General features: G+C 37.2%; 16 protein-coding genes. 9 read left to right on the plus strand and 7 right to left on the minus strand.

The window, feature by feature from the left end:
- Positions 1–41 precede the first annotated feature (41 nt).
- The 4 genes from G504_RS0107755 to G504_RS0107770 are packed head-to-tail and all read left to right on the plus strand — an operon-like array spanning position 42 to position 2,918.
- Entirely contained in the window at positions 42–584 is a 543-nt protein-coding gene (locus G504_RS0107755) for a hypothetical protein (RefSeq protein WP_019669591.1), read from the plus strand.
- Positions 581–1,438 carry an ABC transporter ATP-binding protein gene (locus tag G504_RS0107760; RefSeq protein WP_019669592.1) on the plus strand — a complete coding sequence of 286 codons (858 nt, stop codon included), beginning with the start codon at positions 581–583 and terminating at the stop codon, positions 1,436–1,438. Before G504_RS0107755 ends, G504_RS0107760 begins: the two co-directional genes overlap by 4 nt.
- Positions 1,435–2,268 (plus strand): ABC transporter permease, encoded by an 834-nt coding sequence (locus G504_RS0107765; RefSeq protein WP_019669593.1) that lies wholly within the window; start codon positions 1,435–1,437, stop codon positions 2,266–2,268. Before G504_RS0107760 ends, G504_RS0107765 begins: the two co-directional genes overlap by 4 nt.
- Complete coding sequence (locus G504_RS0107770) at positions 2,265–2,918, plus strand: hypothetical protein (protein ID WP_019669594.1); 654 nt, start codon at positions 2,265–2,267, stop codon at positions 2,916–2,918. The genes G504_RS0107765 and G504_RS0107770 overlap by 4 nt, the downstream gene beginning before the upstream one ends.
- Positions 2,919–3,016: 98 nt before the next feature.
- Here the strand turns inward: G504_RS0107770 and G504_RS0107775 are convergent, their stop codons facing one another.
- From G504_RS0107775 to G504_RS0107785, 3 genes are all read right to left on the minus strand, one after another.
- Complete coding sequence (locus G504_RS0107775; RefSeq protein ID WP_019669595.1) at positions 3,017–3,967, minus strand: D-2-hydroxyacid dehydrogenase; 951 nt, start codon at positions 3,965–3,967, stop codon at positions 3,017–3,019.
- 53 nt (positions 3,968–4,020) lie between these two features.
- Complete coding sequence (serC, locus tag G504_RS0107780; protein WP_019669596.1) at positions 4,021–5,085, minus strand: 3-phosphoserine/phosphohydroxythreonine transaminase; 1,065 nt, start codon at positions 5,083–5,085, stop codon at positions 4,021–4,023.
- A 75-nt stretch (positions 5,086–5,160) separates the two neighbouring features.
- Positions 5,161–6,222 carry an acyl-CoA reductase gene (locus G504_RS0107785; protein WP_019669597.1) on the minus strand — a complete coding sequence of 354 codons (1,062 nt, stop codon included), beginning with the start codon at positions 6,220–6,222 and terminating at the stop codon, positions 5,161–5,163.
- 112 nt (positions 6,223–6,334) lie between these two features.
- On the opposite strand from G504_RS0107785, the gene G504_RS0107790 reads away from it, so the two are divergent.
- Positions 6,335–6,685 (plus strand): 4Fe-4S dicluster domain-containing protein, encoded by a 351-nt coding sequence (locus tag G504_RS0107790; RefSeq protein WP_019669598.1) that lies wholly within the window; start codon positions 6,335–6,337, stop codon positions 6,683–6,685.
- Between the two features lie 10 nt (positions 6,686–6,695).
- Here the strand turns inward: G504_RS0107790 and speB are convergent, their stop codons facing one another.
- Positions 6,696–7,481, minus strand: a complete 786-nt coding sequence (gene speB, locus G504_RS0107795; RefSeq protein WP_019669599.1) for an agmatinase — start codon at positions 7,479–7,481, stop codon at positions 6,696–6,698.
- 103 nt (positions 7,482–7,584) lie between these two features.
- Between speB and ychF the strand changes: the two genes are divergently transcribed.
- The 4 genes from ychF (at position 7,585) to G504_RS0107815 (ending at position 14,475) form a co-directional block, all read left to right on the plus strand.
- On the plus strand, positions 7,585–8,679 hold the full coding sequence (ychF, locus tag G504_RS0107800) for a redox-regulated ATPase YchF (protein WP_019669600.1): 1,095 nt from the start codon (positions 7,585–7,587) through the stop codon (positions 8,677–8,679).
- Between the two features lie 148 nt (positions 8,680–8,827).
- Positions 8,828–10,681, plus strand: a complete 1,854-nt coding sequence (locus tag G504_RS0107805; protein WP_019669601.1) for a DNA topoisomerase IV subunit B — start codon at positions 8,828–8,830, stop codon at positions 10,679–10,681.
- Positions 10,682–10,712: 31 nt separating this feature from the next.
- Positions 10,713–13,388: a DNA gyrase/topoisomerase IV subunit A gene (locus G504_RS0107810; protein ID WP_019669602.1), complete on the plus strand. Its 2,676-nt coding sequence runs from the start codon at positions 10,713–10,715 to the stop codon at positions 13,386–13,388.
- A gap of 121 nt (positions 13,389–13,509) precedes the next feature.
- Positions 13,510–14,475: a sterol desaturase family protein gene (locus G504_RS0107815; protein ID WP_019669603.1), complete on the plus strand. Its 966-nt coding sequence runs from the start codon at positions 13,510–13,512 to the stop codon at positions 14,473–14,475.
- A gap of 19 nt (positions 14,476–14,494) precedes the next feature.
- Here G504_RS0107815 and G504_RS0107820 read toward each other — a convergent pair whose 3' ends face one another.
- The 3 genes from G504_RS0107820 to G504_RS0107830 all read right to left on the minus strand — a co-directional run bounded on the left by G504_RS0107820 (position 14,495) and on the right by G504_RS0107830 (position 16,124).
- On the minus strand, positions 14,495–15,310 hold the full coding sequence (locus G504_RS0107820) for a TerC family protein (protein WP_019669604.1): 816 nt from the start codon (positions 15,308–15,310) through the stop codon (positions 14,495–14,497).
- 2 nt (positions 15,311–15,312) lie between these two features.
- Positions 15,313–15,687 carry a hypothetical protein gene (locus G504_RS0107825; RefSeq protein WP_019669605.1) on the minus strand — a complete coding sequence of 125 codons (375 nt, stop codon included), beginning with the start codon at positions 15,685–15,687 and terminating at the stop codon, positions 15,313–15,315.
- A gap of 68 nt (positions 15,688–15,755) precedes the next feature.
- The gene (locus tag G504_RS0107830) at positions 15,756–16,124 is read right to left on the minus strand and encodes a helix-turn-helix transcriptional regulator (protein ID WP_019669606.1); all 369 of its coding nucleotides are present in this window, start codon (positions 16,122–16,124) and stop codon (positions 15,756–15,758) included.
- Between the last annotated feature and the right edge of the window lie 154 nt (positions 16,125–16,278).

Genomic DNA, 16,278 nt, shown 5'->3' on the forward strand with positions numbered 1-16,278 from the left:
TAACATAAAATTATTTGTACCATTTTTATTTATATTTGGGCATGAATTATGCAGAACTTCCACCTCAACCTCACCCCTTGGTTTCGTATTTACGGGTGGGTAAACTTTTATATTGGTCTTTGGTATTGTTTATTTTGGAATCTTGGTTTTACTGGGTTCAATTTGAAGCTTCCTTAGAAAAGTCTTCACTCTTGTTGTTGGCATTTTGGTTTAGTTGTTTTCTTTTTTCTTTTGTGCATATATTTCTGGTGATAATGGACGGCTGGTCCAGGTTTCAAAATTATAAGAGGGCAAAAGATCTTTTTTTTGTTCATGGTTTCAATACCAGGATACCCGAGATGTATGTAGGTTCCAAATGCCAAAGAAATGCAGCTATAGTCGCTGCAGAAGAATTGGGTTACAAAGATCAAATAATGGACTATTTTGATGGTAAAGGAATAAAATGGTATCATTATATACCCTATTTTATGATTCATGATCCAATGTTTCTATTTCGAAATTATTTTTGGGAAAGAACTTTTCTTGAAAAGGTTTATGAATCTAAATTTGACTACAGGAGCCTATATCTGGAACGAGCCTTATGATACTTGAAGCCAGGAACATCTGCAAATCCTATGGTTCCCTTGAAGTTCTAAAAAATGTTACTATAGAATGTCATAAAGGCAGAATTTATGGATTAATCGGGGCTAATGGTGCCGGTAAGACTACATTATTTCGCATCTTATTGGGGCTTATTAAACAAAACAGTGGAAGTATAGCTATAGATTCTGAAGGAATAAAGCCTATCGGAGGTATTGTTGAGAAACCGGCATTATACGGATATCTATCCGCTTATGGAAATTTAAAGGTTTTTGCCCAGATTCAAAGATTGAAGCTAACAAAAGAACTTTTCAACGAATCTATGCACCAGGTAGGCCTTTCGCCAGAGAGAAAGGATGCTGTAAAAAATTATTCCTTAGGGATGAAACAGCGACTTGGCTTGGCCATTGCATTATTAAATAACCCGGACTGTATTGTATTGGATGAACCTTTCTCAGGATTAGACCCCATGGGGATTTCCGCACTACATGCACTTATTAAAAAGCTTAGTCGTGAAAATCAAATAACAATTATTATTTCATCGCACATTGTTAGTGAATTGGCAGACCTGTGTGATATGCTTTATGTTCTTTATGACGGAGAAATTATTAAATCAGGATCTGCTGCCCGGTTGCTCAAGGAAAATGTTACCACATTTAAAATTTCGGGGAAGAATTTGGAAATGTCTGAAGTGTTAAAAAATGCTGATGCCGTTTTTATGAACAAATCGGTTCTTGTATCTCCAAAGGATTCAACTATTTCTGAGGTTCTGCAAAGACTTATTGAAGAGGGGGTGGAAGTTACCTCATGTATTCCACAAACAGATTTAAAAGCCTTATTTGGCAGAGAAGGAGTATGATATCATTAATCCGTTCGGAAATTTATAAAATTGGTAAGCAAAGCAAAACGCTTTATGCCCTTGCCGCCATACTTATAATAGAAGGGTTCGTTTTTTTGAGTGCTTATTATCAGGGCGCAGGTATAATAGACCTCTTGCTTGATAATCTTAAGGAATCTTTTGAATTCCAGGGTAACCTTTTGAATGGAAACCTAATTATTTACCTGATTTTGAATTCGTTGTGGTTTCATGTCCCATTAATACTTATGATTATTATTTCGGGATTTTTAACTTCAGAGTATAAAGACAAGACCATAGAAACAGTTATGCTTCAGCCGGTAAGCAAGTTGAATTTTATTTTGAGCAAATATATTGTTTCAATAATATTTACGCTTTTAATTGTTCTGATTCTGGCAGTGACTACCTTTTTAATTTCGTATTGGATTTTTGGATATGGAGATTTGGTTGTGTATTTAGATGGCTTGAATTTTTTTGAATCAGAAGATGCGTCTTACCGATTGATAAACGCATTTTTATCCGGTACCATAACTATGGTGTTCTTTTCAGTGGTAAGTTTAACACTTGCCGTTATTTTAAAGGACGCTACAAAAACCTGGATTGTAGCTGCTATTTTCTTGATATGCAGCAATTTGTTGCTAAAAATTGACTTTAATAATGAGATTATCAATGAATTATTTTTTTCCAAGTTAACCGATAGCTGGCAGTATTTTTTCTATTACGAAGTGCCGTATTCAAGCATTTACTTCAAAAATATTTTATTGCTGGCTTATTCCATCCTGGTAATGGCTATCGGGGTTCTAATTTTTAAACGAAGAGATATTCAAGGGTGAAAAGACTATATTTTTTATTGCTATTTTTTGTAAGTCTGAACGCCGTTAATGGGCAGGAGATCGATAATGATCTGCTTCTAATTAAAAGGCGTATGGATTCCATTAAGTCTTATGAAGCACAGATTAAACTGGATGTAGACATCAGTTTTATTAATATGCCATCCAAATATGGGAAAGTAAGATATAGGCAGGGCGAACCTACAAAAGTTACTTCCCGGGATTTTATAATGCTTCCAAAACGGGGATTGGATCTCACCTTAAATGAACTCTTTGAACATCCATTTATAACTGTAAACAGGGGTCAAGAAAATTATAAAGGAGTATCCTGCAAGGTTATTAATCTAATTCCAACCTCATCCAAATCTCAATTCTCTATTGCGACAATTTTTATGGATACAAGTGCAAAACGAATTGTGAAATCTGAAATAAGTACGAAAATGGAAGGAGTCTTTACTACCTCTTTGAACTATAAAAATGATATCGATGCTCTTCCAACGGCTATAGAGGTTGAATTTGCCGTTAATAATGTCAAAATACCTTTGCGATTTCTGGGGAAAGAGACCCAGGTTGATCGGAAAGCCATTAAACAGGAGGGGTCCAAATCAGGTAAAATCTTTCTGACGCTGTCAGACGTTCAAATAGGTAGATAATGTTATGCAAGATGTCTCAAAAAAAGCAGCCTGAAAAGATATAGAATCAAGCTTCTGTTATATTATTTCAACTAAAAAAAATTGCATATAGCTCCGGCTTATTTTAAAAGCGCAATAATTTGATTCGCCAATTCAAGGCCAATTCGATCTTGTGCTTCCGCTGTGGCCGCACCAATATGCGGTGTGAGTGAAATTTTTGAATGCATCAGAATTTTAATTTCCGGAGTAGGTTCAGATTCGAAAGTGTCAAGGCCTGCAAAAGCAACTTTTCCACTCTCCAAAGCTTCAATAAGGGCAACTTCGTCAACAACCCCACCTCTGGCGGCATTTACAATACCCACACCGCTTTGCATGATGTCAAATTCCTTTTTACCTATTACATATTCCTTTTGAGCCGGAACATGGACCGTAATAAAATTTGAATTTCTCAATACTTCTTCCTTGGTTTTATTTTCAAAATTAAAACTAACCGATTGTCCGTCAAAGAAAGGCAATTTAATAGTTGCGGAATCGATAAACGGATCGTGAAATATAACATTCATACCAATGCCAATTGCAATTTTAGCAGTAGCCTGTCCTATTCGTCCAAATCCAATTACCCCCAGAGTTTTACCGCGTAACTCCATGCCTTTGGCATAGGATTTTTTTAATTTTTTAAAATTACTGTCTCCTTCAAGAGGCATATGCCTGTTTGAATCATAAAGAAACCTGACCCCCCCAAATAAATGCGCAAAAACCAATTCAGCAACAGATTCTGATGAAGCTGCCGGCGTATTGATAACGTGTAAACCTTTTTCTTTGGCATAGGCTACATCTATGTTATCCATCCCAACACCACCTCTGCCAATAAGCTTTAGGGAAGGGCAATTGTCTATGATATCCTTCCGAACCTGAGTAGCACTTCTAACCAGGATACCAACAATATTATTTGAATTGATATAATTAACCAGCTGTTCCTGGGCAACCGTAGTTGTAATTACTTCAAATCCAGCTGCTTCTAATGCTGAAATTCCATTTTGTGATATCCCGTCGTTGGCAAGTATTTTCATCTTCTGATATTCTTAGTGAATTTTTACAATTGTTTGGTGGTATAATCCGCCAATTAACCTCTCCTTTCAAGATCACTCATTACATCAACCAAGACGCCCACACTGTCCAGGGGAAGTGCGTTGTACATGGATGCTCTGTAGCCGCCTACTGATCTATGACCATTTAAACCATTTATCCCTGCTTCTTTCCACATTTCATCAAATGTATCTTTAAGGGACTCGTCAGTTAAGGTAAAGGTTGCATTCATACTGGAGCGATCTTCCTTTTTGGCAAACCCATTAAACAATGGATTAAGATCAATCTCAGAGTAGATAAGGCTTGCCTTTTTTTCGTTGATTTCTTCAATTGCTGCTATTCCACCCAGATCTTTCAACCATTGCAGTGTTAGCATAGACACATAGACTGCAAAAACTGCAGGTGTGTTGAACATACTATCTTTGCTCAGATGAACCTGATAATCCAACATAGAAGGGATCTTCCTCGATACATCTCCAAGAATCTCATCTTTCACGACAACCAATGTAGTACCGGCCGGACCCATATTCTTTTGCGCTCCGGCGTAGATAAGATCAAACCTGGAAAAATCCATTTGTCTGGAAAAAATATCGGAACTCATATCGCAAATTAGTGGAACTTTGGTATCAGGAAACTCCTTTATCTGCGTTCCGAAAATAGTATTATTAGATGTTAGATGCAGGTAATCCAGATCATTAGGTACCACATAGCCCCTTGGTATATAGTTGAAATTCTTGTCTTTTGAAGAAGCAACTTCCAATACATCACCTAACAACTTTGCTTCCTTTATTGCTTTGCTACTCCAGGTTCCGGTATTTATATACCCGGCTTTGTTTTCCAAAAAGTTATACGCCACCATTAAAAACTGCAAACTGGCACCCCCCTGCAGGTATAAAGCACTATATCCTTTTCCTTCCAACCCCAATAGTTCAAGGGCTAAAGACCTTGCCTTTTCCATTATAGCAACAAATTCTTTGCTGCGATGTGATATTTCAATTAGTGAAAGACCAATACCGTCTAATTCAATTACTGCTTCAGAAGCCTTTTGCATTACATCTTTGGGCAATATACAAGGACCTGCACTAAAATTATGTTTTTTCATCTTTAACCTATTTTTTAAGGCTCTAAAGGTCCTAAATAATACCGAAAAACTTATCAGGATTACAGATTATTTCCATTATGTTTTTAACAGGAATTCAACAGTGTCAACCCCATCTGCATAATCCCACAGTTCTGGCTTTTGTGTTTTACCAAATGGGATTGCATTTTTAAATATTTCACCTCCAACAATACACTGAATCTGTTCTCTGTCCCCGGCTAGCTTTATTTTCAAACCCTCAATTTCTGCATATCTCTCGTAAAAGGCTGTGCCAATTGGCGAGGCATATCCCGTATCCTCTTTTAGCAAGAAAAAACCATTATCCAGAAAATCGAATGCACTCATCAGATAAACAGCTTTGTTATAATCATAATTGTTAGCGTATTTATTCTGGTCAATTAGATATTTATAGGTGTCTATACCCTTAAAAAAATCATCGAAGCTGTAGTCTTGTGGCACAAATAATTTAGAAACATTGCGACACCCTAATCCGTAATAACGAAATATATCCTCTCCAAGGGCATAAAGCTGCTCTTCCGTTTCCTTTCCTGTAAGAACGGCAACGGAATTTCTGTTTTTTCTAATGATATTGGGTTTATGACCAAAGTAATGGGCAAAATAACGAGCTGTATTATTACTGCCGGTTGCAATAACAACATCATATTTGGTTAACCTGTCTTCACTAAACGCTATTTCAGAAGTAAGCCCGGGTTCAATATGTATTAAAAAATTGGCAATAAAGGGTAATAGAATGTTGTCGTTTGAGGAACATTTTACAAGCACCCGGTTTCCACTAATTAGAGCCGCTAAGAAATCATGGAAACCAACAAGGGGTATGTTTCCTGCCATTATTATTGCCACAGTTTTATGAGTATTATTCTCAAGAGGATAAGGCAATAGCCATTCACGGAGTTTTTCATCATTAAGCTGTTCCGCCCATGCATTTATTGCATACATAACCTGCGGCTTCGTAAACCAACCATTTTTATGCCCGGCTAATAAGATTGCTTTCTCTAATTTTTGGTGCCATTGAATCCAGTCATCTGAGGTACCTAAATTATCCTTTGAATCTTTTGCAAATCTCCTGAGAAATTCTCCAAGTTTAACAAAAGCTTTAAATCGTTGATCCAGTGTGGCCATTATATTTGTGCAATAGTGTTATAGGATATACCTTTGCGCAAAAATATGCATGCCTGGAGATTGTACCAACAATCAGGGCAAGTATATTGCATATTAAGAGAAAAAGAAAATTATGGCTATTATTATTACTGATGAGTGCATTAACTGTGGCGCTTGTGAACCCGAATGTCCAAATACTGCGATATATGAAGGCGCTGATGAATGGCGTTATAAAGATGGAACTTCTCTAAAAGGTGAGGTTTTATTGCCTGATGGAAAGTTAGTAAATGCAGAAGAAGTGCAGGAACCCATAAGCGATGAAATATACTATATTGTGCCAGATAAGTGTACAGAATGCATGGGGTTTCATGAAGAACCTCAATGTGCCGCTGTCTGTCCGGTAGATTGTTGTGTTCCGGATGAGGATAGGGTAGAAACGGAGGATGAACTTTTGGCTAAACAAAGATTCATGCATCCGGAGTAGCTAGTTGCTATTAGTTATTTTCGATCATTTTCGCCGCTAACTCTTTCAGGAACTTTGCACATACCATTCCTGTTATGTCATTGATATCTCTTGTTGGATTGTATTCAACAATATCCGCTCCCAGCACGGGAACATTTATAGACTGAAATATTTTTAATACCTCACGGGTACTCAAACCACCAGGTTCGTGATGAGAAACTCCCGGAGCATATGCCGGATCTAAGGCATCAATATCCAAAGAAATATAGACCGGATTTTTCAGTTCTAATGAGGTTGCTTTGTGAATGTGTCTCATTTCTATGGTTTCAACGCCATATTTTTCTGACTGTTCTCGTTGATGCTTTGAAAGTGTCCTAATGCCAATTTGTACTAGTTTGTTTATTAATTTTTCTTCCATGATTCTGGCAAACGGACAGGCATGGGAAAATTTGTCACCTTCAAATATGTCATATAGGTCCGCATGAGCATCAATATGAATAAGGTCTACCGGGCCATGAAATTTGTAAAAAGCCTTTATAAGGGGGTAAGTAATCGAATGATCTCCTCCTAAAGTCAGCAAGTGTTCACTATTCTTCAGATTTTTAGAAGTTAAATATTCAATATCAAAATAGGTGTTTATTTCAAAGTCTCCTTTGTCATCAAAGATTTCAGGAACTATTTCCATGCCATTTTCGGCAAAGTAATTAGCAGATGGACTGTTAAACAAACTTCTAATCCTGGGGGGTGCCAGTGCAGGACCTCTTAAATAAGACGACTTATCATCATATAGAATTCCCTGCAGGGTAATTTTCTTCATAATGGCAGATTAATGATTCTAAATATACAGGTAAAAACTATATTTGCACCCAAATTACGCAAAGCTCATTTTGGCTGGACAGTATGTTATTAAGATAGAATAAATGAAAGCAGGTATTGTAGGTCTCCCTAATGTTGGAAAATCAACTCTTTTTAATTGTTTATCCAATGCAAAGGCACAAAGTGCCAATTTTCCATTTTGTACGATTGAACCCAATATTGGTGTCGTTAACGTACCGGATCCAAGGTTAGAAAAATTGGAAGAACTGGTTAAACCTGAAAGGGTTGTACCTGCAACCGTTGAAATTGTAGATATAGCCGGACTCGTAAAAGGCGCAAGCAAGGGAGAAGGTTTGGGGAATCAATTTTTAGGGAACATCAGGGAAACCGATGCTATTTTGCATGTTTTACGATGTTTTGATAATGATAATGTGGTGCATGTAGATGGCTCTGTAGACCCCATTAGGGATAAGGAGACTATAGATATGGAATTGCAGCTAAAAGACCTTGAGACGGTTGAAAAGAAGTTAGACAAAGTAAATAGAGCAGCCAGAACAGGAAATAAAGAGGCTCAAAAGGAGGCTGCAATATTGCAAATTGTAAAAGAGGGTTTAGAGAGCGGAACATCTGTGCGAGCAATAGTTATGGAAGAAGATGACAGAAACGATTATGTAAAACCCTTGCAGTTTATAACGGATAAACCAGTTCTTTATATCTGCAATGTGGACGAAGCATCAGCCGTTTCCGGAAATTCCTATGTAGAACAGGTGAAAACAGCAGTTGCCAATGAAAAGGCCGGGGTAATCGTCCTGGCCGTAGGTACTGAAGCAGATATTACAGAATTAGATACGTACGAAGAACGACAAATGTTTTTAGAAGATTTAGGTTTGACAGAGGCCGGCTCTGCCAAAATGATTAGAGCTGCGTATTCACTGTTGCACCTTCAAACCTATTTTACAGCAGGAGAGAAGGAAGTCAGGGCATGGACCATCAAGGTAGGCTCTACGGCACCGCAGGCGGCCGGAGTTATTCATACAGATTTTGAAAAAGGATTTATTCGTGCTGAGGTTATTTCCTATGACGACTATATCGCCTACGGGAGTGAGGCAAAAGTGAAAGAAGCAGGAAAAATGCGAGTGGAAGGAAAAGAATATATAGTTAAAGACGGGGATATCATGCATTTTAGGTTTAATGTTTAAATGCAGAATTCACAGATTTTGTTATTTGAACCGGCCTGATAAAGGCGCTATCAACAATACGGCGTATTTTATTGTTAATTACTTTCTACAGCGTACATTTTGATTTCTGCTCTGAAATTTTATATTAGCAAGGTATTCCCCAAATAGTATGGCAGAGTTACAATATACCGAAGAAAACATAAGATCTCTGGACTGGAAGGAACATATCCGTCTTCGTCCCGGTATGTATATTGGTAAACTCGGGGATGGTTCTTCTGCAGATGACGGCATCTATATCTTGTTAAAAGAAACGATTGACAACTGTATTGATGAGTTTGTCATGGGTGCAGGAAAAATAATTGAAATTTCCATACAACGGGAGAAAGTAACCGTCAGGGATTATGGTCGTGGTATACCTTTAGGCAAGGTTGTTGACGTTGTCTCTAAAATGAATACCGGTGGTAAGTATGACACCCGCGCTTTCAAAAAATCTGTCGGACTTAATGGAGTAGGCACCAAAGCTGTTAATGCATTATCTGCTTATTTTAAGGTAGAGTCTAACAGGGATGGGAAATCTAAATCTGCTGAATTTGAAACCGGCGAATTAATAAATGAAGAACTTTTGGAGGAAACTTCCAGAAGAAGAGGGACTAAAATTTCTTTTGTTCCGGATGAAACCATATTTAAAAAATATAAATATAGGAATGAGTATGTAGAACGCATGCTCCGCAATTACGTTTATCTGAACCCGGGATTAACCATTGTTTTTAATGGGGAAAAATTCTTTTCCGAAAACGGCCTCAAGGATTTACTTGAAGATAATAATTCTAAAGAGGATTTATTATATCCTATAATTCATTTAAAAGGGCATGATATTGAAGTTGCTATTACACATAGTAAAACCCAATATAGCGAAGAATACCATTCTTTTGTTAATGGACAGCATACTACCCAGGGAGGTACGCATCAGGCAGCTTTCAGAGAAGCCATCGTCAAAACCATAAGAGAATATTACGGCAAGAATTACGACGCGTCGGATATTAGAAAATCAATTATTTCTGCTATTTCAATAAAGGTTATGGAGCCTGTTTTTGAAAGTCAGACAAAAACAAAGTTAGGCTCAACCGATATGGGTGGAGGACTCCCAACGGTAAGAACATACATCAATGATTTTATCGGGAAACAACTTGATAATTATCTTCACAAGAATTCGGAAACCGCAGAGCAAATCCATAAGAAAATCGTTCAGGCGGAAAAAGAACGTAAGGAACTTTCCGGGATAAGAAAGCTAGCTCGGGAAAGAGCAAAAAAAGCGAGTTTACACAATAAGAAGTTGCGCGATTGCAGGTTGCATCTGGGAGATATGAAAAGCGAAAGACGCTTAGAATCGACCTTGTTTATAACGGAGGGAGATTCGGCTTCCGGCTCCATAACCAAATCGAGAGACGTAAATACCCAGGCTGTTTTCAGTCTTCGCGGCAAGCCCTTGAATTCCTATGGGATGTCCAAAAAAATAGTATATGAAAATGAAGAATTCAATCTTCTGCAGGCTGCACTTAATATTGAGGAATCCATGGAGGATTTGCGATATAATAATATTGTAATCGCCACTGATGCAGATGTAGATGGCATGCATATACGATTATTGCTTATTACATTTTTTCTTCAGTTTTTCCCTGAGTTAATAAAGGAGAATCATTTGTATATTTTACAAACACCCCTGTTTAGAGTAAGAAACAAGAAGGAAACATTTTATTGCTATAGTCAGGAAGAGAAGATTGAGGCGATTGTAAAGTTGAAGGGAAAACCGGAAATCACACGCTTTAAAGGACTGGGTGAAATTTCCCCTGATGAATTCAAACACTTTATAGGAGATGATATACGCTTAGAACCCGTTATGCTGGATAAAGCCTTGTCTATTGAAGAACTTTTAAAGTTTTATATGGGAAAGAACACTCCGGATCGTCAGGAATTTATTATTGAAAATCTTAAAGTAGAAGTGGATTTAATTGAAGATAACTAGTTATAAATTAGAATAATACTATTCTTTCTTTATGGAGGAGAATGAGGAAGTAAATGAAGTGAATGAAGAAGACCAAGGTAATGACCAGGGAGCACTTACCCGTGTTACGGGCATGTATAAGGATTGGTTTTTAGATTACGCTTCTTATGTAATATTAGAAAGGGCAGTACCGGCTATAGAAGACGGTTTTAAACCTGTGCAGCGCAGAATTATGCATGCGCTGAAAGAATTGGATGATGGCAGGTATAATAAGGTGGCCAATGTAGTTGGGCATACAATGCAATACCATCCTCATGGAGATGCGAGCATAGCTGATGCCATGGTACAGATAGGCCAGAAAGATCTTCTTATTGATACTCAGGGCAACTGGGGAAACATTTTAACTGGTGATGGTGCCGCAGCGTCCCGATATATTGAAGCCAGACTATCCAAATTCGCATTAGATGTTGTTTTTAGCCCAAAAATTACGGATTGGCAGTCGTCCTACGATGGCAGGAAGAAAGAACCTATAAACCTTCCCGTTAAATTTCCCCTATTGCTGGCTCAGGGCGCGGAGGGCATTGCAGTAGGCTTATCGACAAAGATTCTCCCTCATAATTTCAATGAGATTATTGATGGATCCATTAAGCATTTGAGAGGTCAGGGTTTTAAACTGTTTCCCGATTTCCCCACTTCGGGAATTATTGATGTAACCAACTACAACGATGGATTAAGAGGAGGTAAAATAAGGGTAAGGGCGAAAATTTCTCAGCTTGACAAGAATACACTGGTTATTAATGAAATTCCTTATGGCACAAACACCTCTTCATTAATAGATTCTATCCTGAAAGCAAATGATAAAGGCAAGATTAAAATAAAGAAGATTGAAGATAATACCGCGGCCCAGGTTGAGATACTTATTCATCTGCCCGGCGGTATTTCACCAGATAAGACCATAGATGCACTTTACGCATTTACTTCATGTGAGTCTTCAATTTCCCCTTTAGGATGCATAATAGAGGATAACAAACCGTTATTTATAGGAGTTACAGAAATGCTCCGGCGCTCTACGGATAATACTGTGGCCATGCTTAAATCTGAATTAGAGATACAGTTAGCCGAACTTCAGGAGCAATGGCATTTTGCCTCGCTTGAACGTATATTTATAGAAAACAGGATCTATAGAGATATAGAGGAAGAGGAAACCTGGGAAGGAGTTATAAGCGCAATAGATAAGGGACTTAAGCCACATATTAAACATCTCAGAAGAGGTGTCACCGAAGAAGATATAGCAAGGCTTACGGAAATCAGGATAAAAAGAATATCCAAGTTTGATTTAGACAAAGCACAGCAATTTATTGATAGTCTTGAGGATAAAATTGCTCAAACTAAGGACAACCTGACTAATTTGATCGATTTTGCCATTTCATATTTTAAGGAATTGAAGAGTAAATACGGAAAAGACAGAGGGCGTAAATCTGAAATTAGAATTTTTGATGATATAGAAGCAACAAAAGTGGTTATCAGGAATACCAAGCTATATGTTAATCGGGAAGAAGGATTTATCGGAACTTCATTAAGACGAGACGAGTATGTAACGGACTGCAGTGATATAGATGATATTATAGTATTCACGAAAAGTGGTCATATGATGGTTACTAAAGTTGATTCCAAGACCTTTATTGGCAAAAATATAATTCATGTAGCGGTCTTTAAGAAAAAGGACAAGCGAACTACCTATAATATGATCTATAAGGATGGAAGAGGTGGTTCCAGCTATGTAAAACGCTTTAATGTCACTTCAATGACGCGCGATAAACTCTATGATTTAACGGCAGGCAAAAATAATTCTGAGATTACTTACTTTTCTGCTAACCCCAATGGCGAGGCAGAAATAGTCACAGTTTTTCTAAGACAGGCCGGAAACATAAAGAAATTAAAGTGGGATTTGGATTTTGCCGATGTTATGATAAAGGGACGGGCTTCAAAAGGAAATATTGTCACCAAATATTCTGTAAAAAAAATAGAACTCAAGGAAAAAGGACTATCAACGCTTAAACCGCGTAAATTGTGGTTTGATGAGACAGTGCAGCGGCTTAATGTCGATAACAGGGGCGAACTCCTTGGCGAATTTACCAACGAAGACCGTCTTCTGATAGTTAATCAAAAAGGGCTGCTAAAAGTAGTGATTCCGGAGCTGACCATGCGTTTTGATGATGACATAATAGTTTTGGAAAAGTGGATTCCAAATAAACCAATATCGGTAATTTACTGGGAAGGAGACAAGGAGTTATTTTATCTAAAGCGATTTCTTGTTGAAAATCCTGATAAAGAAGAAAATATAATAACGGACCATCCAAAATCCTATCTCGAAAAAGTATTTACGGATTATAGGCCTATGGCGGAAATAGTATTTTCCAAGAAACGTGGCATGGACCGTAAAGATAACCAGGAGATTAATATTGAAGAGTTTATTAGTATAAAGGGCAGTTCTGCCATGGGAAATCAGCTTACCAGGGAAAAAGTGCTCGAGATAAACGCATTAGCCCCTCTGCCATATGAAGTACCTGAAGTGCCCGAAACTTTAGATATTGAGGTTGTTGATGAAGAAAATATAGTGCCGGAGACAAAAGATTTAAATAAGAACTCCAAAAAAGAAAACAATCAAATAAAACCCAAAGGCAAATCCAGTGAGGGAGATGAGGAAGGGCAAATAACCCTTTTTTAGATGAATTAGAATTGATAGGTTTATTTAACAAGAACCACACCAGTTTTAACTTGTAAATTGGGCCATTTTTGTCTATACTTACCAAGTTTCTATTTAAGAAAGAGAAAACTTCAATAAAATTATGACTTTTACAAACCCCCTGATTTATGGCGTACCCTGCTTCATTGCGCTGATTATCCTAGAACTTATTTACAGCAAAACGCACGGAGACGAACAACTTTACAATTGGAAAGATTTATTTGCAAGTGGTGCCATGGGTATAGGTGCTGCACTTATAGGACCTATATTTAAAGTAATTTTTGCGATAGCACTATTTGAGGTTACCTATGAATTTCTAAATCCGGTAGCGGATGGGGTTCGGACAAATATTCTGGGGTATGAATCTTTTGGATATGCGTGGTATGTCTGGTTGCTGTGTTTGCTTGCAGACGATTTTACTTACTATTGCTTTCATAGGGCAAATCATGAAATAAGGCTGTTTTGGGCTGCTCATATTGTACATCATTCTTCCGATAATTTTAATTTAGGCACTGCTGTGCGTAACGGGTGGTTCACAATTTTTTACAAACCCTTTTTCTATATGTGGATGCCCGCGATTGGATTCCCACCAGAAATGGTGCTGATTTGCATTGGGATAGAAATTATGTGGCAGTTTCAATTGCATTCGGTCTATATCCCGAAAATGGGTTTTCTGGAAAAGATCTTTAATACACATACCATGCACCAGGTACATCATTCTCAGGATATAGAATACCTGGATAAAAACCATGGAGGAATCCTTAATATTTTTGACAAGCTCTTCGGTACATGGAAAGAATTAAATGAAGAAAAGACTATTAAATATGGTGTAATCCATCCTCCTAACTCTTATAATCCAATGGTGATTCTGACTCATGAGTACAAGGATATATGGAAAGACGTGAAGAAGTCTAAAAAATTATCCCATGCCTTTATGTATATATTCGGACCTCCGGGTTGGAGCCATGACGGTAGCACGTTAACTGTTAAGCAGCAGCAAAAGTTAATGGAACAAGAAGGATTATCAGCCCTATCAAACGAGGCAATTATCTCAAAAAAGGCATTTTAGTATTTAGAGATTTCCGGGATTAGGTATGTTTATCCGGGACGCTCGTAATTTCACTTTTTTTGCGCATCTTCATATTTAAAAACTCAACTAAGAGGGAGAAAGCTATTGCGAAATATAAATATCCTTTAGGAATAGCCCCAATCTCCTGGTTAAAGATTCTGGCATGGCTCAAATGCGCCGCTTCAATTATTAGCATAAACCCTATTAGAATTAAAAAAGAAAGAGCCAGTATTTGCATGGAAGGATGATTATTAATAAAAATCCGGATAGAATTAGCAAAGACCATCATTATTATAATTGAAATAACAACAGCAATAACCATTAAAACAAGAGCATCCATAGGCTTTTCACCAATGCCGTTAGTCATACCTACAGCAGTTAATATTGAATCTATGGAAAAAATAAAATCGATTATAATTATTTGCACAATTGCTTTGGAGAGACTGGTGAGATTCTTAGATCTTAGCTCCTCTTCGTCATGTTCAGGCATTTCTACTTTTTCGTGAATTTCTGAAGTGCTTTTATACAACAGAAAAATGCCACCAAGAAACAGAATCAGGGCCTGACCGCTAATCCCTATGGAGATCCAGGAAGAATTGATATAATAAAAAGGGATCTTCAAACCAATAAGGAAAGAAACTGCAAATAGTAATATAATACGCTGCAGCATGGCTAATAGTAAGCCTAAATTAGTTGCTTTGCGCTGATCCTTCGCAGGCAGCTTGTTTGCGGCTATAGATATAAAAACAATATTATCTATACCTAAAACGATCTCTAAAAAGGTTAGGGTAAGCAGAGCCACCCAGGCATCCGGACTTGTTAAAATTTCAAACATAATTAGTTGATTTTTATAGCTGTTCCAACAGATTTATTTGTTTCACCTACAATCCCGTATTCAAAAGTATAAGAGCTATCCGTTGTAGATCTTATTTTCATATGAATTGATTTCTCTTCTGCCTTATTCGCAGGATTTAATTTCTTCACTACATATTCGCAGTCATTTATCCACCTTACGCTTGCGGTATCACTTTTTCCTTCATAATAATCGATTTCAATATTTTCATATCGAACAAATGTTGTAGTCTTTTCCTCATCATTTATTATAGAAGTAAAGGTAAAAGTTCCATGTTTAAAAGTCTTGCAGTCTCTTTTGGGCTTGTAACACGAGCTTGTAATAATAAAAATGCAAACAATAAGGCAGGCCCTTTTCATAGTTGCAAAATAACAAAATAGAACGGATATCTAAGGTTCGTTTTGCGCGAATTTATAAAGTAAACCTGCTATTTCCCCACATTTTTATCAAATGATTCAAAACTACCGTCTTCATAGAAAATAATTATTTTTTTAATTGATTTGGAGTTGGAAGCAGAATCTTCAGATACTTTGGTTTCGAAAGGGTAGGAAGGAGCAACTTCCTTCTGATTAGAAGGAAAGGTACCTTTGCCGTTGAGCAGCCAATAAAGGTTAACTTCGGGAAATGACTTGACGACCTTAAGAACGAATTCGAGGCTGGGTTTGTTCCTGCCGGTAAGTAAGTGGGAAATGGTAGATCTTTGCACCGCGATCTTATCCGCAAAAGCAGATGCCGAAAGTCCGTAATAATTTATTACTTTTTCTAAGCGCTTTACAAATTCTTCTGTGTTTACCATTGTACACTAATTTAATAAAATAATCCTGTTATACCTGTTATAAAAGCAAAAAAAACACCTGTAAAACTTATATTAATAGTATACTTTAATATATATAAATAGCTGAAAAACAATTAAATGTATGTTATTTAGAAAAATTACCATTAAATTGTTT

Source organism: Eudoraea adriatica DSM 19308, assembly GCF_000382125.1.
In the GTDB taxonomy this organism is placed as follows: Bacteria; Bacteroidota; Bacteroidia; order Flavobacteriales; family Flavobacteriaceae; genus Eudoraea; species Eudoraea adriatica.